General features: G+C 67.2%; 19 protein-coding genes. 7 read left to right on the top strand and 12 right to left on the bottom strand.

Going from position 1 to position 20,164, the window contains the following annotated elements:
- Nucleotides 1-9: 9 nt before the first annotated feature.
- The 8 genes from D6850_RS13440 to D6850_RS13405 form a co-directional block, all read right to left on the bottom strand.
- Nucleotides 10-1,143, bottom strand: coding sequence for an NAD(P)/FAD-dependent oxidoreductase (locus D6850_RS13440; RefSeq protein WP_121167746.1), 1,134 nt, complete (start codon nt 1,141-1,143; stop codon nt 10-12).
- Complete coding sequence (locus tag D6850_RS13435; protein WP_121167744.1) at nt 1,140-2,522, bottom strand: FAD/NAD(P)-dependent oxidoreductase; 1,383 nt, start codon at nt 2,520-2,522, stop codon at nt 1,140-1,142. Before D6850_RS13435 ends, D6850_RS13440 begins: the two co-directional genes overlap by 4 nt.
- A complete protein-coding gene (locus D6850_RS13430; protein WP_121167742.1) occupies nt 2,519-2,815 on the bottom strand; it encodes a (2Fe-2S)-binding protein in 297 nt (98 codons plus the stop codon). Before D6850_RS13430 ends, D6850_RS13435 begins: the two co-directional genes overlap by 4 nt.
- Nucleotides 2,799-3,920, bottom strand: coding sequence for an NAD(P)/FAD-dependent oxidoreductase (locus D6850_RS13425; RefSeq protein ID WP_121167740.1), 1,122 nt, complete (start codon nt 3,918-3,920; stop codon nt 2,799-2,801). Before D6850_RS13425 ends, D6850_RS13430 begins: the two co-directional genes overlap by 17 nt.
- Complete coding sequence (locus D6850_RS13420) at nt 3,917-4,717, bottom strand: ABC transporter permease (protein WP_121167738.1); 801 nt, start codon at nt 4,715-4,717, stop codon at nt 3,917-3,919. Before D6850_RS13420 ends, D6850_RS13425 begins: the two co-directional genes overlap by 4 nt.
- A complete protein-coding gene (locus tag D6850_RS13415; RefSeq protein WP_121167736.1) occupies nt 4,714-5,571 on the bottom strand; it encodes an ABC transporter permease in 858 nt (285 codons plus the stop codon). Before D6850_RS13415 ends, D6850_RS13420 begins: the two co-directional genes overlap by 4 nt.
- Complete coding sequence (locus tag D6850_RS13410; protein WP_121167733.1) at nt 5,568-6,632, bottom strand: ABC transporter ATP-binding protein; 1,065 nt, start codon at nt 6,630-6,632, stop codon at nt 5,568-5,570. The genes D6850_RS13415 and D6850_RS13410 overlap by 4 nt, the downstream gene beginning before the upstream one ends.
- A 65-nt stretch (nt 6,633-6,697) precedes the next feature.
- Nucleotides 6,698-7,729, bottom strand: coding sequence for an ABC transporter substrate-binding protein (locus D6850_RS13405; RefSeq protein WP_121167731.1), 1,032 nt, complete (start codon nt 7,727-7,729; stop codon nt 6,698-6,700).
- A 107-nt stretch (nt 7,730-7,836) separates the two neighbouring features.
- Here D6850_RS13405 and D6850_RS13400 point away from each other — a divergent pair, with 107 nt between their 5' ends.
- Nucleotides 7,837-8,751, top strand: coding sequence for a LysR substrate-binding domain-containing protein (locus D6850_RS13400; RefSeq protein WP_121167729.1), 915 nt, complete (start codon nt 7,837-7,839; stop codon nt 8,749-8,751).
- 7 nt (nt 8,752-8,758) lie between these two features.
- On the opposite strand, the gene D6850_RS13395 is transcribed toward D6850_RS13400, so the two are convergent.
- The 4 genes from D6850_RS13395 to D6850_RS13380 all read right to left on the bottom strand — a co-directional run bounded on the left by D6850_RS13395 (nt 8,759) and on the right by D6850_RS13380 (nt 12,478).
- The gene (locus tag D6850_RS13395) at nt 8,759-9,925 is read right to left on the bottom strand and encodes an NAD(P)/FAD-dependent oxidoreductase (protein WP_121167727.1); all 1,167 of its coding nucleotides are present in this window, start codon (nt 9,923-9,925) and stop codon (nt 8,759-8,761) included.
- Nucleotides 9,922-11,295 carry an FAD/NAD(P)-dependent oxidoreductase gene (locus tag D6850_RS13390; RefSeq protein WP_121167725.1) on the bottom strand — a complete coding sequence of 458 codons (1,374 nt, stop codon included), beginning with the start codon at nt 11,293-11,295 and terminating at the stop codon, nt 9,922-9,924. Before D6850_RS13390 ends, D6850_RS13395 begins: the two co-directional genes overlap by 4 nt.
- Nucleotides 11,288-11,596, bottom strand: a complete 309-nt coding sequence (locus D6850_RS13385) for a (2Fe-2S)-binding protein (protein WP_121167723.1) — start codon at nt 11,594-11,596, stop codon at nt 11,288-11,290. The genes D6850_RS13390 and D6850_RS13385 overlap by 8 nt, the downstream gene beginning before the upstream one ends.
- An 84-nt stretch (nt 11,597-11,680) precedes the next feature.
- Nucleotides 11,681-12,478, bottom strand: coding sequence for an IclR family transcriptional regulator (locus D6850_RS13380; protein ID WP_245964184.1), 798 nt, complete (start codon nt 12,476-12,478; stop codon nt 11,681-11,683).
- 144 nt (nt 12,479-12,622) lie between these two features.
- Between D6850_RS13380 and D6850_RS13375 the strand changes: the two genes are divergently transcribed.
- The 6 genes from D6850_RS13375 (at nt 12,623) to D6850_RS13350 (ending at nt 20,122) form a co-directional block, all read left to right on the top strand.
- Complete coding sequence (locus D6850_RS13375) at nt 12,623-13,387, top strand: enoyl-CoA hydratase/isomerase family protein (protein WP_121167719.1); 765 nt, start codon at nt 12,623-12,625, stop codon at nt 13,385-13,387.
- Between the two features lie 94 nt (nt 13,388-13,481).
- On the top strand, nt 13,482-14,543 hold the full coding sequence (locus D6850_RS13370; RefSeq protein WP_121167717.1) for an ABC transporter substrate-binding protein: 1,062 nt from the start codon (nt 13,482-13,484) through the stop codon (nt 14,541-14,543).
- A 94-nt stretch (nt 14,544-14,637) separates the two neighbouring features.
- On the top strand, nt 14,638-15,717 hold the full coding sequence (locus tag D6850_RS13365; RefSeq protein ID WP_121167715.1) for an ABC transporter ATP-binding protein: 1,080 nt from the start codon (nt 14,638-14,640) through the stop codon (nt 15,715-15,717).
- Complete coding sequence (locus D6850_RS13360) at nt 15,714-17,453, top strand: ABC transporter permease subunit (RefSeq protein ID WP_245964183.1); 1,740 nt, start codon at nt 15,714-15,716, stop codon at nt 17,451-17,453. The genes D6850_RS13365 and D6850_RS13360 overlap by 4 nt, the downstream gene beginning before the upstream one ends.
- Before the next feature lie 60 nt (nt 17,454-17,513).
- Nucleotides 17,514-19,049, top strand: a complete 1,536-nt coding sequence (locus D6850_RS13355) for a class I adenylate-forming enzyme family protein (protein ID WP_121167711.1) — start codon at nt 17,514-17,516, stop codon at nt 19,047-19,049.
- Nucleotides 19,046-20,122 (top strand): hypothetical protein, encoded by a 1,077-nt coding sequence (locus D6850_RS13350; RefSeq protein ID WP_121167709.1) that lies wholly within the window; start codon nt 19,046-19,048, stop codon nt 20,120-20,122. The genes D6850_RS13355 and D6850_RS13350 overlap by 4 nt, the downstream gene beginning before the upstream one ends.
- The last annotated feature ends 42 nt before the right edge of the window (nt 20,123-20,164 follow it).

The following is a 20,164-nucleotide window of genomic DNA, read 5'->3' as shown; positions in this document are numbered from 1 at the left end:
GCTGTTCCTTCATGGTTGGGGCGCGTCGGAAAAACGCGCGATTGAAAACGGTTGAAGCGGCGCGTTGGTCGCGCCCGTGGCGATGAGGTTGCCCATGATCTCGCCTACGCCGGGGCCAAGCTGAAAGCCGTGCGCCGAAAAGCCGAAGGCGTGATAGAGATTGTCGTGGCGCGCCGAGGGGCCGATGACCGGGATATCGTCGGGCATCCGCCCTTCGACCCCCGACCAAGAGCGGACGATGGTCGCATCGCGCATCGCGGGGAAGATGTCGATCGCGGTCTGCGCCGTCAGCATGAGTTCGGGAAACGTCATCTCGGACAGGTTCGTCGCCCTGTCCGCGCGCCCCCTGCGGCCGCCGCCCAGAACCACCGTCCCGTTCGGCATCTGCTTGAACGACAGCGGCCGCCCTGTCGCGCCGACGACGGCGTCGCAGAAATGCGGCAGGCGGGAGGTCACGATCATCATCGGCGCGATCGCCTCGACCGGGGCGGGCTCGTTCAGGGCTGCGGCCAGGTCTCCGGCCCAGGCGCCGGCGGCGTTCAGCAGCCGGGGCGCGGAAAAGCGCTGCGCGTCCGCCTCGACCAGCCAGTCGCCGCCCTCCTTGCGCACGGCGTTGGCGCGGGTGTGCTCATGGAACCGCACGCCGAGGGACTCCGCCTTGCGCTGGAAGGCGAATGTCGTCTGGTAGGGCTGCGCGAACCCGTCGTCGAGGCAGGCCAGCCCGCCGACCACGTGATCGGCCACCGCCGGAAGATGCGCCCGCACCTCCGCGCGATCGAGCAGAACCTCGTGGGTGAAGCCCATGTCATTGAGTTCGTCCCGGCGCGCGGCGAGTTGGGCAAGCTCCTCCTCGGTTTCGGCCACCTTGATCTGCGGTGCGACCTGGAATCCGCAATCGTCGTCCAGGAAATCGGCGATGCCATACCAGATTTCCATCGAGCGTTGTGACAGCGGCACCTCGGCGTAGTGCCGTCCGAGCCGGCGCACGCCGCCCGCGTTCACCCCCGAGGCGTGGCGTCCGACGGTGTCCTTTTCCAGCACGATCACCGACATGCCGCGCAACGCCGCGTGCAGGGCGGCGGAACAACCGTGAATGCCGCCGCCGATGACGATCAGGTCGGCGCGGTGGTCCGCCGCGCTCATCGGTCTTCGGGCGCGTCGGGGATGGTGAATTGCGCGAGTTCCGACAGCGGGATCGGTTTCAGCGGCGGGCGGATGCGGTAATAGCCCGTCGCGCCGGGCGTTTCGCCGCGCCGCTCGGCGATGATGGCGCTGACCACGGGGCCGCAGACCCGGCCCTGGCACGGCCCCATGCCGGCGCGAAGAAAGGACTTCACCTGGTTGGGGCCGGGCGCGCCCAGGTTCACCGCCTCGCGGATGGCGCCTGCCGTGACCTCTTCGCAGCGACAGACGATGGTGTCGTCCGCCGGGGCGGTTACATGCGGGGCGGGGGCGTAGAGCGTTTCGAGAAAGGGACGCACGGCGGCGTCGCGCGCGCGCTCGGCGCGCAGCGACTTCAGGCGGGCGGGATCGCCGCGCCCGTCCCGCGCCGCGATGGCGAGCGCGGTGATTTCGCCGTGAAGCGCCGCGCTCAGCGCGCCGCCGATGCCCGCGCCGTCGCCGGCGACGTAGACCTCTTGGACCGAGCTTTGCCCGTCTTCGTCCGTCACCGGACGGAAACACTGCTGCGCGGCGTCCCAGGCGTGATCGCACCGCAGGAGGCGGGTGATCTGCTGATTGGGCACGACGCCCTGATGCAGCGCGATGCTGCTCGCCTCGATCCGCTCGCTGGCGCCTTTGGCGGTGAAGCGGATCGCGCTGGCGGCGTCGGCCCCCTCGATGGCGATATTCTCGGCGCCCGCAAAGTGACGGACGCCCGCGCGTTTGACCTTGCGCATCATCCGCCAACCCTTGGCGAGGTATCCGGGCGCGCGCAAGGCGGCGGGCAGCTGGGCGAGCGCCGCGCGGTAATGCGCTCGCGGCGTCGTCTCGACCACGGCGCGCGGCGGGGCGCCCGCGTCCACCAGTTGCGCGGCCACCAGCCACAACAGCGGACCCGACCCGGCCAGGACCGCGTCCTCCTGCACGATCCCCGAGGCTTTCATCAATATCTGCAACGCGCCTGCCGTGGTCACGCCCGGCAATGTCCAGCCGGGCAGCGGCCAGGGCCGCTCGACCGCGCCGGTGGCGACGATGATCCGTTTCGCGGAGAGTTGCGAGGACGCGCCCCCGCGGCTGAAATCGATCACCCGGTCGGTCGAGATGTTCCAGACCAGCGCGCCGTCCATGTAGGCGGCCCCCGAGGCGCGGAAGGCGTCGACGATGGCGCGCCCGCGGGCATAGTCCGCGCCCATGACCTCGGTGCGCGCGTGATCGGCGGTTTCGACGGCGCGATAGATCTGTCCGCCCGGGGACGGTTGTTCGTCCAGCAGGACGGTGTCGTATCCCAGGTCGGCGGCCCTGGTCGCGGCGGCGAGCCCGGCGGGGCCGGCGCCGATCACGGCGATGTCACAGCTTTTCATGACGCTTGCACCTCCACGCCGCCGCGCTGGCGGCGCACCTCCAGCCCGCTTGCGGCGGCCGTCATGCAGGCCTGCCGGTTGGGCACGCCGTCGATTTCCACCAGGCAGTCGAAACAGCTTCCCATCATGCAGAAGACGCCGCGCGGCCTGCCGCTGACGACGCTGTCGCGCAGGTTCACGATGCCGGCGGCGGTCAGCGCGGCGGCGATGCTGTCGCCGGGGCGCGCCACGATGGTCCGGCCCTCGAAGGTGAATTCGAACGTTTCGCCGTCCGGCTCAATGCGTCTGACCATGGAACCTCCCTGCGGAAAATGCGGCCATCTCGGGGGCCAGTGCACCGGCCGCGATCATCGGGGCCAGCGCCAGCGCATGCGCCCCCGCCAGCGTCACGCCGGAGTGGCAGTTGAGCGAAAAGACCCCCGGATGGGCGTCCGATTGCTGATAGATCGGCGCGCCGTCGGGCGTGAGGATCCGCACCGCCGCCCAGGACCGCACGAGGCGCAGGTTGGCCAGCGCGGGAAAGCAGCGGATCGCGTTGCGGGCGATCTGCGACATCACCGGCGACCCCGACCTGGTGGAATAGCCGGTGTCCTCGTGGCTGTCGCCCATCATGATGGTGCCCTCGTCGGTCTGTCGCAGCAGGTGCGTGGGCATCGTCAGCAGCGGCGCCGCGCGTTCGGTGACAAGGATCTGCCCCTTCTCGGGGCGCAGCGGGATGTCGAGGTCGAGCTGCGGCGCAAGGGCGCTGTTGCCGTGCCCGGCGGCCAGCACCACCTTCGCCCCGCGAAAGACGTCCTTCGGCGTCGTCACGCGGTAGCCCGTCCCGTCAGGTTCGATCGTTTCCGCACGCGCGTCGCTGGCATAGCGTCCGCCGCGCCGCGCCAGCGCGGCGTGCAGCCCGCGCAACAGCAGCAGCGGGTTGGCGTGGCCGTCATGCTTGCCGTAGGAGCCGCCGACCACGTCCGGCCCGAGCCCCGGCATCAGTTCGTCCAGTTGCTTGCGGTCCAGCATCTCCGCGCCGTAGCCAAGCGCGCCGTTGACGTTGTGCATCCGATCGTTGAGCGCGCGCACCTCGTCCATCTCCTCTTCGGAGAGGCAGAAATGCAGGCCGCCGGGCTTGTGGTAATCGGGCGATACGCCGGAGTCTTCGGCAAGCTGGCCGGCGAAATCCGGCCACAGATCGGCCGAGCGCCGCGTCCAGCGGGCGTAGTCGTGCATTCCGCTGCCCTTGGACTGCACCCAGACCAGGCCGAAATTTCCGCGCGAGGCGCGCAGCGCCACGTCGCCCTCGTCGATCAGGATCACCTTCTCGCCCTGCCGCGCCAGCCCCCAGGCCACGGCCGCCCCGACGAGCCCCCCGCCGATGACGAGGGTGTCGGCAGTCGTCCCCGCGCTCATCGCTTGCCCTCTCCGATCAAAAGCCGGTCGAGGCCGTAGAGCCGGTCGATCAGCAGCATCAGCGCGACCGTGAACAGGATCGCCACCGCCGACACCGACGCGACCAGCGGGTCGGTCGTCTGCGTGATGTGCGAGAAGAGCCGCACCGGCAGCGTCGTGGTCGACGGGTTCACGATGAAGACGGTGACGGTCAGTTCGTCGAAGCTGGTGATGAAGGCCAGCATCCAGCCGCCGATCACCCCCGGCATGATCGCCGGCAGGGTGACCCGCCGGAACACGGTCAGCGGCCGCGCCCCGAGCGAGATCGCCGCCTTCTCCACCGACCGGTCCAGCCCCGCGACCGAGGCCAGCACCAGCCGCAGGATGAACGGCGTGATGATGATCGCGTGGCACAGCATCAGGCCGAAGAAGGTGCCGTTCAGCCCCATGAGGCTGAGGAATCGCAGGAACGCGATGCCAAGCACTACGGTCGGCACCATGAGCGGCGACAGGAACAGCGCCTGCAGCGCGTCCCGCCCGGCGAAACGCCCCTGCCCGATGGCCAGCGCCGCGGGCACGGCCAGCACGGTCGCCACCGTCGCCGCCGCGACCCCGAGCTTGAGGCTGATCCATGCGGCGGTGATGAATTCGGGGTTGTCGAGGATGGCGCGGAACCAGCGCAGCGAAATGCCGCTCGGCGGGAATTCGAGGAACCCTTCGGGCGTGAAGGACACGCCGATCACCACCACGATCGGCGCCAGCATGAAGCTGACGAAGACGAGGCTGAAGAGGATCGAAAGCGGGCCGTTGCGCCTCATTCGAAAACCTCCCCGTAGCGGCGCTCGACCAGGCGGTTCCAGCTCAGCATCACGGCGAGCACCGCGACCAGAAGCAGCATCGCGATGGCCGCGCCGAGCGGCCAGTTCAGCGTGTTGAGGAATTCGTCGTAAACGGTCGTCGAGACGACCTTGACCCGCCGCCCGCCAAGGATCGCGGGCGTGGCGAAGGCCGAGGCCGAGAGAGAGAACACGATCAGCGACCCCGACAGAACGCCGGGGATGGCCTGCGGCAGCACGATGCGAAAGAAGATCGTGCGCGGCCGTGCGCCCAGCGATTCCGCCGCCGCCTCGGTCGCGGGATCCTGGCGCTGAAGCGCGGCCCAGACCGCCAGCACCATGAACGGGACCATGACATGCACCAGCGCCAGCACGATCCCGCCCGACGTGTACATCATGCGGATCGGCCGCTCGATCAGGCCGATATTGGTGAGCGCGGTGTTGATCACCCCCTTGTTGCCCAGCAGGATCGCCCATCCCAGCGTGCGCACCACCACCGAGATCAGCAGCGGGCCGATCACGATCAGCACGGTGATCGAGCGCCAGAACGGCGACATGCGGTAAAGTATATAAGCCTGCGGCACGCCGATGGCCGCGCAGATCACCGTGGTGATCAGCGCGATCAGGAAGGTGCGCCAGAAGATCTCGTAGAAATAGCTGTCGCCCAGCACCTCGGCGTAGTTGGCGAGGCTCAGATCGTTGCCGATGCCGCCGTAGAAATCGAAGCTGTTGAAGCTCAGCACGAAGGTCATCGCCAGCGGCGTCAGCAGCAGCACCGCGAACAGGACCAGGGCCGGCGCGCTCAGCAGCCAGGCGCGTGAGGTCTGCGAGGTCATGCCGAGGTTTCCTCGGCGGGCAGGATGCGGATGTCCTCGGGCTTCCAGCTCAGCCCGACGGTTGCGCCCTGCTCGGCCTCGGCGCGCCCGGTGTTGTAGCGCATCACCAGCATGTCGCCGATCTCGGTCTCTATCCGCAACAGCCACTGGTTGCCCATGAACACGCGCTCGGCCACCGTGCCGCGCAACTGGCCGGCGTCCGCACCGACCAGCGTGATGCGTTCGGGGCGCAGCGCGATCTCGACCGGGCCGGGCGCCAGATCGACCCGGGGCCCTTGCAGGTCGAGCGATCCGCAGACCAGCTTCGACCCGTCCGGGCCGGCGCTTTCCAGCCGGGCGGAGAAGTTGTTGCTCTTGCCGAGGAAGCGCGAAACGAAGGAGGATTGCGGCGTCTCGTAGACATCGAACGGGGTGGCGTCCTGCCGCAGCCGGCCGTGATCGATCACCACGATGCTGTCGCTCAGCGCCAGCGCCTCGGACTGGTCATGGGTGACCATCAGCGTCGTCACGTTCGCCTCGCGCTGGATGCGGCGCAATTCAAGCTGCATTTCCTCGCGTAGCTTCGCGTCGAGGTTGGAGAGCGGCTCATCCAGGAGCAGAAGCTGCGGCTCGATCACCAAGGCGCGGGCCAGCGCCACGCGCTGCCGCTGTCCGCCGGACATCTGCCTCGGGTAGCGGTTGCCGAGATGGCTCAGATGCACGAGGTCGAGCGCGTCGGCGACCCGGCGCTTGCGCTCCGCCCTGGACACCTTGCGCATCTCGAGGCCGAAGCCGACGTTTTCCTCGACCGTCATGTGCGTGAACAGCGCGTAGGTCTGGAACACGATGCCCAGGCCCCGTTCGCGCGCCGGGATCCCGGAGAGATCCTTCCCGTCGAGGATGATCTTGCCCTCGGTCGGCGTCTCGAACCCGGCCACCATCTGCAGCGTCGTCGTCTTGCCGCAGCCGGACGGCCCGAGAAGCGAGACGAAGCTGCCGCGCTCGACCGTGAAGGTCAGGTCATCGACCGCCGCGAAATCGCCGAACCGCTTGGTCAATCCGTGAAGTTCAAGAAAGGCCATCGAGCTTCCCCGTAAACGCTTGGCGGGGCCCCGCGAGGCCCCGCGTCCAGTAATGCGTCGCGCTGTCAGCGTTCGACTTCGCGCGCCCACCGCTTGGTCCATTCCTCGCGCAGCGGGTTGATCACGTCCCAGTCCACCGCGACCAGGTCGGCGATCTTGTCGCCGTAGGGCAGCGACGCGGCGAGGTTCTCGGGCAGTTCCGCGTTCTTGTTGGTCGGACCCGCGCCGATGGCGTCGGCCAGTTTTACCTGCACTTCCGGATCGAGCAGGTAGTCGATGAAGGCCTGCGCCTCTTCCGGCGCGTCGCTGTCAACCACGGGGCAGGCCGCGATCATCAGCGCGACCGCGCCTTCGTCGGGATAGGCGAAGGCCGCCGGGAAGCCGGTGTCGGCCAGCGACTTGGTCCGCCCCGAGCCCCAGATCGACAGCGCGATCTCCTCGGACTGGAAGAGCTCGGACATCTTGCCCGAGGACGGCTCGAACACCAGCACGTTGGGCGCGACCTCCTCGGTCATCGCCGTGAAGCCCGGATCGATGTCGTTCTCGCCGCCGCCGTTCAGCCGCGCCATCATCACCAGCGTATGCAGGCCGTAGGTGTTGGAGATCGGCGGCACCGACAGGATGCCTTCGAACTTGGGATCGGTGAGGTCCTTCCAGCTGCTGGGCGGCTCCCAGCCCTCGCGCTCGAACCATTCGGTATTGTAGGTGAACCCGGTCGCGACAAAGCCGAGACCGATGGAATTGTCGCCGAGGCGCGCGATGTCATAGACGTCATTCTTGATCTCGCTGTCCTCGAGCGGCGCGCAGAAGCCCAGCGCGTCGGCCTGGTACATCGGCCCGTCGTCGAGGATCACGACGTCGAGCTCCTGGGACGAACGCTGCGCCTGCAACCGCGCCAGGTTTTCGGTGGAGTTGCCCGGCACGAACGAGATGGTGACGTCGTGCTCCTTCTCGAACTGCGGAATGACCAGCTCTTTCAGGAGCGTCTCGAACGAGCCGCCGTAGCCGCCGACGGTCAGCGTCTTGTCCTGAGCGAACGCGGCGCCTGTCATGGCCACGCCGAACGCGGCGGTCAGGGCGATGGATGAATATTTCATGGCAGTATCCCTGTTGTTGATTCCGTGAGGCAAGCAAAGCCTCTCTTTCGCCGGCGCGCAATTGAATTTAGTTTAGGAGTCCATTCCAATCGGTTATATACGCTGGCATGGCGCGTGCGAATATCAGGCAGATCGAGGCGTTCAACGCCGTCATCAAGGGCGGCTCGGTCACGAGCGCCGCGAAAAGTCTGTTCATCAGCCAGCCTGCGGTCAGCAAGCTGATTCGCGCCTTCGAGGAAAGCTGCGGGTTCGCGCTGTTCACGCGCGCATCGGGGCGACTGTCGCCGACGCCCGAGGCGCGCCGGCTCTACCTGGAGACCGAGAAGCTGATCACCGGCGTGGCGCGGATCGAGAACACCGCCCGCGCGATTCGCGACCTTGAGAGGGGCGAGGTTTCGGCCGTGGCCTATCCCGCGATCAGCCTGCGGCTGTTCCCCATGCTGGCCGCGCAGTTCCTGGCGGAACGTCCCGACGTGCGGCTGTCCATCATGACGCGCGGGTCGCGCAACATCGCGGATTCGATGCTGACGCAGGCCGCCGATTTCGGCATCTCACTCATTCGCAGCGACCACCCGGGGCTGCGCTGCCAGATGTTCACCCATTGCTCGATGATCTGCGCGCTGCCGACCGGACACCCGCTGGCGCGCGAGCCGGTGATCGACCTGCGCATGCTGGAGGGCGAGCGGCTGATCTCCCTCGGCCGCGACGACCAGTCGAGGGGCGTCGTGCAGGACGCGTTCGACCGCGCCGGCGTGCGACTGGACGCGACGATCAAGGCGCAGATGGCCGACACCGCCTGCATGTTCGTCCGCGAAGGGCAGGGCATCAGCCTGGTTCCGTCCCTGACCACCATCGGCTGGGGCGCCGAGGACCTTGTCTTTCGCCCGATCGAGCCCTCGGCGGTCATGCCGATGTGGCTCTACACTTCGGCCTACGAACGCATGCCCGAACTGGCGCGCAAGCTGCTCGACACGCTGGAGACGGGGATCAACTCGATCGAGGACGGGTTTCGCATCCCGTGATCGCGGGTTACCCGCGCTTGTCGAACTCCCGGACGATCTTGGCCGATACGGCGGCGTCGGCCGTGAACCGGTCGATCCCGTAACCGCGCAGCATGTCGGGCAGTCTTTCTTCGGTTATCGCGCGCGCCAGCGCCTCGCCCACGGCCGGGGCGATCTGGAATCCGCCGCCGCTGCCCCCGAACGCGTGGAAGAGTGACGGGGTGGTCGTGCTGGGACCGATGACCGGGAGCATGTCGGGCAGATATCCCTCCACGCCGGACCAGACGCGGATCACCTCGGCCCGGGCGAGCATCGGAATGCAGCGGGCGAGCGCGTCCATCCCGCGCAACGTTTTCGTGGGGGGGACATATGTCAGATCGCCCGCCGCCTGCGAATGCGTGCGTGGATAGCCCGAGAAGATCACGTTGCCCCGGCTCACCTGCCGCACGATCACGTCGCCCTCGACCATGTGAACGGAGGGCAAGAGCCGGTGCGGCAGCGGCTCGGTGACGAATTGCGGCGGGCCGGCGCTGAACATCGGGACGGGTTCGCCGAACCACCCGGCGATCCGGCCCGCCCACGCTCCGGCCGCGTTGATGAGCCTCGGCGCGGAAAAACGGCGCCCGTCGCCGGTTTCGGCCTCGAACCCGTCCGGGGTCGCGCGTATGCCCGTGACCTCGCAATTCTCGATCACACGGCCTCCGGCGCGTTCCACGGCGCGCGCCACGGGGACCGTGGCGAGGCGCGGATTGGCCACGGCGCTGCGCGGCGAGAACGCCGCCAGCGGAATGTCCGGCGCAAGGAACGGGAACCTTTCGCGCAGCGCCGGCCCTTGGAGCACATCGGAGACGACGCCGAATTGCGCCGCGGTTTCCGCTTCTCGGCGCAGCGTTTCGCAACCCTCTTCGGTGCGCGCGAAATAGAGATGTCCAGTGAGCTCGATCTCGCAATCCTCGCCGGTGAGGCCGGCGTATTCCTCCCAGAGTTCCTGTGCGCGAAGCGACAGCGGATACTGCCCGGCCGACCGTCCGTGCAGCCGGATGTTGCCGAAATTCGTCGCGCTGGCCTGCGCGCCGACCGCGCCGCGTTCCAGCACCGTCACGCGCAGGCCCCGCCGGGCGAGGAAAAGCGCGGTGAAGGCGCCGAACAGGCCGCAGCCGATGATGAGCGCATCGCTGTGGGAGTCGTCTTTCATCGCTCGGTCCGGGGATTGGCGATAAGCGGGATTGGGCGAACCGGAGCCTGCGCGCGCAGCCGTCCCGGTCTTTCGCCCGTCGCATCGGCGACCAGTTCGGCCAGCGCGGGGCCACAGAACCGCCCCTGGCAGCGCCCCATGCCGCAGCGCGTCAGCGCCTTCACGCGGTTGATTTCCGAAGGCGCCAGCGGGCCGGCGAGAGCGCTGCGTATCTCATGCGCGCGGACGCGCTCGCACCGGCAGACAATGGTGTCGTCCGGGAGGTCATGCGCCGTCCCGGCGGGCCACTGGAATGCGCGGGTCATGGCGTTCTGGAACCGCTGCTGCCGCGCCAGCCGGCGGCGCCACTGCCGGAGCTGCAGCGCGTCGGCGGAGGGAAACCCGAGCGCCGCGAGGATGCCCTCGGCGGCGAGGCAGCCTGCCGCGTCGGCGGCCTCGGCTCCGGCTGTCCGCGCGCCGTCGCCCGCGATCCAGAGCGCCTCACCCGCCCTGCCGAACGCATCGATACGGGGGAACCATTGTTGATGCCGCCCGTCATAGCGGAAGGCCGCGCCGGCGAGCTCGGCCAGTTGCGTCTCGGGGCGCAACCCGTGCCCGAGCGCCACCGCGTCGGCGGGCAGGCGGATTTCGTCCCCGTTGCGCCCCGCGTAGCGCAGCGCCTCGACGCGGTCCGCGCCTTCGATGCCTCTGAGCGTGATCCCGAAATGCATCGAAACCTTCGCGCGGCGCAACTCGGCCATCAGGGAAACGCCCCGGAACGTGGTTCCCGGCGACTGGCGCAGCATGGCGGGAAAAGCGCGAATCTTGCGGGCCAGCGGCGTGGTGTCGAGCACGGTCAGCCTGCGATGGCCCAGCCGCAGATACTGGGCGGCAGCGAGGTAGAGCAGGGGGGACGATCCGGCGAAGACGACCTGTGAGCCCGCGAAATTCGCATGCCTCTTGAGCGCGACCTGGGCGCCGCCAAGCGTGAAGACGCCCGGCAGCGTCCAGCCGGGAATCGGCATCACGCGGTCGGTGGCGCCGACCGCGAGCAGCAGGTGCGTGTAGGGCAGGCTTGCGTATCCCTCCGGCCCCAGAAGCTCCAGCTGCGAGCCGTAGCACCCCCAGACAAGCGTGTCCGGGCGAAAGTCGCATTGGGCAAGCACGGCGTCCTCGGCCGTCTCGCGCGCGGCGATCGCCGGGGCGTCGGCGCCGAACATCCGCTGGCGATGGCGCGCCATTTGCGGGGCCAGCCGGCGGGTTCCCTGGCCGCCCGGGCGGGATGTCTCTTCGAGGATGACCGGGCGAATGCCCGCGGCGACGAGCCGCCGCGCGGCCGCGAGGCCGGCCGGACCGGCGCCGACGATGACGACGGAAGCGGCGTCAGTCATCCCCCGGTCCCTGCGCATAGGGGGTGGAGCGCAGGATCATCCCGTCCCGGACCCCGGTCATGCAGGCGCGCAGGCGTTGGCCGTCGTCGCTCCACAGGGTGCATTCCTGGCAGCTTCCCATCAGGCAGAACCCGGCCCGCGGGGCGCCGTCGAATTCCGAATTTCCGATTTGCGCGTCGTGCCGCAGCAGCGCGGCAAGGATGGTGTCCTCCGCCATCGCCACGAGAGGACGCCCGTCGAAGGTGATCCGGACGGAAGCGCGCGCGTCTTCGTTGACAGGTTGGAACACGCCGCGGGTCATGGCTGCCACAATGCAATAGTTTCTATCGTGATAAGAAAGTGCAGATTTGTCCGCGCGTCAAGCTCGCACTGCCAGGGGGCGCCGTCAGCTGAAGGAAATCGATCGCGCGGCCGCGAGGATCATCGGCGCGAATGCGGAAATCATGTCCTCGCGGCGGTACCGCAATGTCGAAGCGGCGACAGAGACGGCGCCCATGACCTTCCGGTTCGCCCCGAGCACCGGGGCCGCGATCGAGCCGTCCCCGTGATAGAGCTCTTCAAAGGCGGTTGCGAAGCCTTCCAGGCGCGCCTGTTCGATGATTTCGCGCAGCGCCTTCGGATCGGTGATCGTGTTCTGCGTATGCGCCCTGATGTCGGACGCGGCGAGCACCGCTTCGAACTCGTCTTCGGGCAGGCGCGACAGGATCGCCCGCCCCGGCGCCATGCAGTAGGCGGGCAGGCGGGTGCCGATGGTCACGTCGGTATGCAGTACATGACGGCTGAGAAAGCGCGAGATGAACACGATTTCGGTCCCGTCAAGCACGGTGAGGTTGATGGTCTCCTCGGTTTCCTTGCTGAGATGCTGCAGCACCGGCATCGCGCGATCCACGAGCCTCGAGGTGCGGGTGAAGCGATAGCTCAGGTCGAGCGTCTTCACGGATAGTTCGAACTGCCGGGTAGTGGAGTCCTTCTCGAGGTAGCCCAGGGTCTGAAGCGTGTGGGCGAAACGTTGCGCGCTGCTGAGGTCCATCTCGGTCCGCGCGGCGATCTGCGACAGCGTCATCTGGGGATGATGCGCATCGAACGCTTCGAGCACCCGAAACGCCTTGGCGACCGAGCGCACCATGAGGGGGTCGGACTTTTTCGTGGGGCTCGCGTTGTCCGAAGTCACCTGTTTCTCCAATCGTCGATCCTGAAATGCGGTTCGCATCCGGGGCGATGATATCTCATCAAGTTCCCAACTATGCCAGCGCTGCCCGAAGAGAGTTGACAGAACGGCTTTCCAGCATTTATATCCAATATAAGTTATCACAATGCAATGGCTACCATGACTGATCTCATCCTGACTGAAAAAATCGGCAAGGTGCTTCGCATCACGCTGAACCGGCCCGAGAAGCTGAACGCCTGGAACGCAGAGATGCGCGATATGCTGATCGACGCGCTCGAGGCCGCCGAAACGGATGACAGCGTCCGCGCGATCATCCTGACCGGGGCCGGGGACCGGGCGTTCGGGGCTGGACAGGACCTGAGCGAGAGCAAGACGTTCGACGCCGACCGCAGCGAGAAGTGGATGGGCGAGTGGAAGAAGCTCTACGCCTGCTTCCGCGGAGGATCGAAACCGATCGTCGCCGCGCTGAACGGCGTTGCGGCCGGGTCGGCCTTCCAGGTGGCGCTATTGTGCGATCTGCGCGTGGCGCATCCGGGCGTGCGGATGGGGCAGCCGGAAATCCTCTCGGGCATTCCCACCGTCACCGGCAACTGGATCATGCGCGAGATGATCGGCCTGGGCCGCACCATCGACCTGACGTTGACGGGGCGCATGCTGGACGCGGACGAGGCCGACCGGTTCGGCCTGATCAGCCGCCTTGTCGAGCGTGACGAGGTGATGCCGACCGCGATGGCGCTTGCCGAGGATCTGGCGGACAAACCGCCGGTCGCCATGCGCCTCAACCGTCAGCGTTTCGCCGAGGTGACGCAAGCGGGCTATGACGACGCGATGGAGGCGGGCATCCGGATTCAGCACGAGGCCTACGGCGCCGGCGAGCCCCAGGCGATGATGGAGGAGTTCTTCGCCAAGCGGGCGAAGAAATGAGGCGCAACCGGCAGGCGCAGGAATGCCTGTCGGGGCGAGGCAGCAAATCCAAGGAATTGTGAAAAACAAAATACCAACAGATGGAGATCCGACAATGACAAAGAAAAACAAGATGGCGCTTGATCGCCGCACCGTTCTGGCCACCGGCGCCGCCGCCCTGGCGACTCCGATGCTTGGCCGCCGCGCCAACGCGCAGGTCAGCGAGCTGACCGTCGCCGATCCCGGCGGTCCCTTCACCCAGGGTTATCGCAAGGCGTTCTACGACCCCTTCGCCGAGGAAACCGGGATCGAGATCGTCTCGGTCGCACGGGACGCGGAGCCGACAGCGCAGTTCAAGTCGATCGTCGAGACCGGCACCTATATCTGGGATGTCTGCACGCTGACCCTGTCGGCGCGTCTCATCCTCGAGAACGAGGACCTGCTCGATCCGCTGAACCTCGATCCCGCGCTGACCGGCGACATGATGCCGGAGGCGGTCCATCCCAATTTCCTCGGGATCGACGTCTATTCGACCGTCTTCGGCTACAATACCGAAGCGGTGCAGAAGCCGCCATCGAACTGGGCGGAATACTGGGATGTCGAGAATTTCCCCGGTCGACGCGCGCTGCGCAAGAACCCGATCGACACGCTCGAACAGGCGCTGATGGCGGATGGCGTCGCGCCCGAGGACCTTTATCCGCTCGATGTCGATCGCGCCTTCGCCAAGCTGGACGAGATCAAGGACGATATCGCCGTGTGGTGGACCGGCGGCGCGCAGACATCGCAGCTTCTCCAGAGCGGCGAGGTGGACATGACCAGCGGCTGGAACGCCCGCCTGCAGGCCGCGATCGATTCCGGCGCGCCGGCCAAGATCGTCTGGAACCAGGGGCTCTACTCGATCGAGGGCTGGGGTCTGCCCAAGGGCGGGCCCAAGGGCGACGCCGCCCGCGAGTTCGTCGCCTTCTGCAGCCGGCCCGAACAGCAGGCGCTGTTCACGGACGACCTGTCCTACGGCCCGACCAATCTCAAGGCGTATGACTATATCGACGCCGAACGCGCCAAGGTCCTCACCACCGCGCCCGAGAACCTTGCGGGCATGCGGATCGCGGATGAGGCCTGGTGGGAAGAGAACCGCGCCGAGATGACCGAGCGCTTCAACATTTGGCTGCTGACCTGAGCCGCCGGGTTTCCCTGCAACTTCCGCCGGCGGGCCTCGCGCCTGCCGGCGGCTTTTCGCCCTCGTCGCATGACGCTATCGGAACTGACACTGCATGACCGAAACGACCGCCAAGATCCGCATTGACGGCCTTTCCAAGAAATACGGCGGGTTCACCGCTCTCGAGCCGACCAGTCTCGACATTCAGCGGGGCGAATTCCTGACCCTTCTCGGACCTTCGGGATCGGGCAAGACGACGCTTCTCCAGATGGTGTCGGGCCTCACGCCGCCGACGTCGGGCCGGCTGTTGATCGACGGTGAGGACTGGACCGGATGGCCGGTGCATGACCGCGACATGGGCCTCGTCTTTCAGCATTACGCGCTTTTCCCGCACATGACCGTCGCGGAGAACGTCGCGTTTCCGCTGAAGATGCGCAAGATCGGCGCGGACGAGATCAGGCGGCGGGTCGCGGAAACGCTCGAGAAGGTGCAACTCGACCAGTTCGGGCACCGGTTTCCGAGGGAGCTTTCGGGCGGGCAGCAGCAGCGGGTCGCCCTGGCGCGCTGTTTCGTTTTCCGGCCGGAGATCATCCTCATGGACGAGCCGCTGGGCGCGCTCGACAAGGCGCTGCGCGAAACCATGCAGCTTGAAATTCGCCGGCTGCACCGCGAATTCGGCACGACGCTGATCTATGTCACTCACGACCAGGAAGAGGCGCTGGTTCTGTCGGACCGGATCTGCGTGATGAACCACGCCCGGGTCGAACAGGTGGGAACCCCGCATCAGATCTACTCGGACCCGGAGACGATCTTCGCGGCCACCTTCATCGGTCATTCCAACCTGCTCCGCGGTCGGGTCGAGGGGCGCGAGGCCGACGGCATGGCGCGCATCGCAACCGCCGCCGGAACCTTCCGGGGACGATTCGGCGCGCGCGAGGTCAATGGATCGGAGCACGCCCTGATCATCCGCCCCGAGCAGTTGAGCCTGGGCCCGGCCGGCGGCGAGGGAATGAACGAATTGCGGGCCAGCCTGCGCGATATCGTCTATATCGGGTCGGACAACCGCCTGCTTCTTGGCCTGCCGGACGGCACCGAAATCACGGTGCGCCAGGATCCGGCGCACATGAACGGCCTGAGCGCGGGCGACGAGGTCACCGTGCACTGGCCCGCGGATGCAGGAAGGATCGTATCGTGAGCGCGGCGCGCGCCGGCTGGACAGGGCGGCTGAAGCTCGGCCCGATATGGCTCGCGGCGCCTGCGCTGGCCTTCATCGCGGTCTTTCTCGTGTTGCCGATGCTGCGGCTGATCGGGCTCAGCATGCAGGATGCGGATACCGCCGCCTTCACGCTGAGTCACTATCAGAAGCTTGCCGATACGCCGGTTTACATGCGCATTCTCGGAATCACCTTCCGCATCTCCGCGCTGACCGCGCTTTTCTCGGTGCTGCTGGGGTATCCGCTGGCGTCCTGGCTTGCCGCCATGCCGGACGACAAGCGCAACAAGTGGCTGTTCCTCGTGCTGCTGCCGTTCTGGACGTCCTATCTGGTCAAGACCTTCGCATGGATGATCATGCTGGGGGACAAGGGGCTGATCAATTCGATCCTGACCGGCACGGGAATGGCCGAGGATTCCGTCAGCCTGATGTATAACGAACTCGGCGTCATCATCGGTATGGTGCACGCCATGATGCCGCTGGCGATCCTGACGATGGTGCCGGTCATGGCCAATGTCGACAAGCGACTGTCGCTGGCCGCCGGGAGCATGGGCGCGCGCCGCTCGCAGCGGTTCTGGCTGATCGAGTTTCCGCTCACCATGCCCGGCGTCGCAGCGGGCGGATTGCTCACCTTCATCACCTCGCTCGGGTTCTTCATCGTTCCGGCCTACCTGGGCGGACGGGGTGAGACGATGCTCGCGCAGATCATCATCGTGCAGGTGCAGCAGTTGGTGAACTGGGCGTTCGCGGCCGTGTTGTCGGTGATGCTCGTGGTCGCGGCGCTGCTGTCGATCTGGCTTTACGACCGGTTCTTCGGCCTGTCGACGTTGACATCGGCAAGTTCCGCGGGCGGCAAGACCCATGGCCAGTGGCTGCGCGCCCTGGGGCAGAAGACGCTTGCGGGGCTCGCCTGGCTGACGTCGCCCTTCGACCGCCTGGGCGGGCGCGAGGACGGACGCCAACCGATCAAGTTCGCCTATGTTCTCGTCATCTTCTTCTTCCTGTTGGCGCCCGCCATGATCGTGGTGCCGCTTGCGTTCACGTCCGACAGGGCGCTGACCTTTCCGCCGCCGGGCTTCTCGATGCGCTGGTTCCAGACGTATTTCGACTCCGCCATCTGGATTTCCGCGACCATCCGCAGTTTCGGGGTCGCCTTCGCCACGGCGTTCGCGGCGACGGTGCTGGGCGGGTTCGCCGCGCTCGCGCTGGCGCGGTCGGACAGCAGGTATTCGCGCGTGATCTTCGGGCTGATGCTGGCGCCGATGATCGTCCCGCGGATCGTGATCGCGGTGGGCCTGTTCTACCTGATGGCGCAGATCGGACTGGTCGCATCCAATATCGGGCTGATCATCGGCCATACGCTGCTGGCGATCCCGTTCACCTTCATCGCGATCGGGGCGGTGCTCAAGGGCTACGACTGGCAGCTTGACGATGCGGCGTCGACGCTCGGCGCGGGTCGGATCACGGTTCTGCGGCTGATCACCCTGCCGCTGCTGCGCGGCGGGATCATCGCGGCCGCGCTCTTTGCCTTCGTGACGAGTTTTGACGAACTGACGATCGCGCTCTTCATCAGCGGCGGGCTGAAATCCACCCTGCCCAAGCAGATGTGGGACGACATGTATCTGCAACTCAACCCGACGCTCGCGGCGGTCTCCGTGGTGATCCTCGTGATCGTCACCCTGATGCTGGTCGCGGCGCAACGGGTTCAGAAGTCTTAGCGCGGGCGGCACGCACGCGATCACCCTAGCGAGGCGCAGTTGAGTATTTCGGGGCGGACCATGAAGATCGAGGGACTGGCGGAAACCTTCCGGAAGCGGGCCAAGGCCACGCCGGAACGCATCTTTGCACGCAAGGCGGAGGGGGGCGACATCACCTTTGGCGCGCTGTCGGACGCCGCCGACGCGATGATCGCCTGGCTCGCCGCGGCAGGGATACGGCCCGGGGACAAGGTCGCGGTGATGACGCGCAACAGCCCGGCGGCGCTGGCGCTCATCCACGGGCTGCTGCGGGCCGGCATGATCTGGGTGCCGGTCAATCCCGCGCTGGTCGGTGAGGGGCTCGCGCATGCGATCCGGCTGGTCGGGGCCGCGGTCGTGGTCTGCGATCCGGGCCTTCACGACACGGTGGCGGCCTGCGAGGCGCAGCCCAGCGAAGGCATCCTGGTGCTGAGCGATCCCGATCTGCCGCCCGCCCCGCAGAGGGCGGGCGCAGCGGACTTTCCAATCCCGCCCGCGAACGCCCTGGCCGCGATCATGTTCACCTCGGGGACGACCGGCCCGGCCAAGGGCGTGCAGGTGACGCAGACCATGCTCGAGGTCGCAAGTCGCGGAGTCGAGCAGGTGGCGGCGATCCGGCCCGGCGACAACCTCTTCATGTGGGAACCGTTCTATCACGTCGGCGGCGCGCAGGTTATCGTCCTGCCGATCCTCTGCGACGTGACGCTGACCATCGCCGACCGTTTCTCGGCCAGCCGCTTCTGGCGGCAGGTCGCCGACGCGGGGTGCACCCATATCCATCACCTGGGCGGCATCCTTCAAATTCTGCTGAAGCAGCCGCCGTCACCGCATGACCGCGCTCACGGGGCCCGCATCGCATGGGGCGGCGGCTGCGCGGCGGCCGTATGGCGCCCCTTCGAGGAACGCTTCGGCGTGAAGATCACCGAATGCTACGGGATGACGGAGGCCTCTTCGATCAGCACCAGCAACACCGAGGGCGTCGTCGGGGCGGTCGGCCGGCCACTGCCATGGTTCGATATCCGCGTCCAGGATGAGACCGGGCGCAGCCTCGCGCCGGGCGAGGGGCGCGGCGAGATCGTCATCAACAGCCATGTCGACGGCGCGATCTTCGCCGGCTACTACAACGCCCCCGAGGCGAGCGCCGAGGTGCTGCTGGAGGATGGATTCCACACCGGCGACGCCGGTTCGTGGGACGAGGACGGCCTGCTGCGCTTTCACGGGCGTCTTTCCGACAGCGTGCGTTGCAAGGGCGAGAACGTGTCTGCCTTCGAGGTCGAATCCGTCGCCAACCGGCACCCCGATATCGAAGAAAGCGCAATGGTCGGCGTTCCCGGCGAGATCGGCGAGCAGGACATCCTGCTCTTCGTGCGCCTCCGGACCGGCGCGCAACCCGACGCCGCCGCCATCAGCGCCTGGCTCGAAGAGCGCCTGGCGCGCTACCAGCAGCCTCGGTTCATCGCCTTCCTCGACGCGTTCCCGAAGACCCCCAGCCAACGCATCCGCAAGCACATGCTGCCATCCCGACCCGACGGCCTGTGGGAGCGGCCACAACCGGAAAGAAAGGTTATCTGCTCATGAAAACCGACGTCCTGATCACCGGCACCGGCATGTTCGCGGGCCGGATCGCGCTCGATATCGCGGCCACGGCGAAGGAGCCGGTGAACGTCGTGATCGCCGGCCGCAACGAAGACCGGCTGAGCTGGCTGGAGACAGCCGGCAATGCGCGCGCCGCGATGTTCGCCACGCCCGCGCGGTTCCGCACCGAGCGGATTGATCTGCTGGGCGAGGGGGCCAGCGACAGCCTGCTCAAGAAGTTTCGGCCGGGCGTCGTGGTGCAGGCGGCCTCGATCCAGACTTCTTCGGTCATCTCGGACAAGGGATCGCGGTGGACAACGCTCGTCGCCGAGGGCGGGCTGAGCGCGACGGCCATCTTCCAGGCGTTGATTTCCTCGCGCATGGCTGCGGCGATCAGCGCGACCGCCCCCGGCACGCCGCTCATCAACTGTTCCTTTCCGGACGTGGTCAACGGGATGATAACGGCGATGGGACATGAGGTGCTTTGCGGCACCGGCAACATCGCCATCCTGTCCAACGTCTTTGACGGGGCGCCCGGACGGCCCGAGGGAGAGCTGAAGATCCTGGCGCAGTATCAATGCCTGGCCCCGTGGCGGCGTCGTCCGCAGGATCGCGACGGGCCGGCGCCGCGCGTCTTTATCGACGACGCGGAGCATGCCGATCCGTTCGCGACCTTTCGGAACTGCCGGCTGACCCCGGAACCCGCGATCGAAGTATCCGGCGCAAGCGGCGTCACCCTGATCCTGGCGCTCGTCGCGGGGCGCGCCTGGCGCGGACATGCGCCCGGACCGAACGGCTTGCCCGGCGGGTATCCGGTCGCGCTCGACGGCGGCGGATTGTCGCTCGACCTGCCGCTTGGCGTGACGGAGGCGGAGGCGGTCGCGTGGAACGATGCGTTCGAGCGCGCCAACGGTCTGACCATCTCTGACGGGCGGGCCACCTTCCACGGCCGTCTGGCCGAGTTGCTGACGGCCGAGAATTTCGCCCATGCCGATGGGTTCGACGTCGCCGATCTCGAGGAGGTGTGCGAAGAAATGCTGGCGCTGCGCGAAAGGCTGCTCTCCACGGAGGCGTGAGGGCGGGCGGATCGTCATTCTTGCGCAGGTATTCGGCCACTA

Origin of the sequence: Roseovarius spongiae (assembly GCF_003651245.1) — a bacterium.
In the GTDB taxonomy this organism is placed as follows: domain Bacteria; phylum Pseudomonadota; class Alphaproteobacteria; order Rhodobacterales; family Rhodobacteraceae; genus Roseovarius; species Roseovarius spongiae.
The sequence above is the reverse complement of the archived record's forward strand: the minus strand, read 5'-3'. Positions and strand labels throughout refer to the sequence as shown.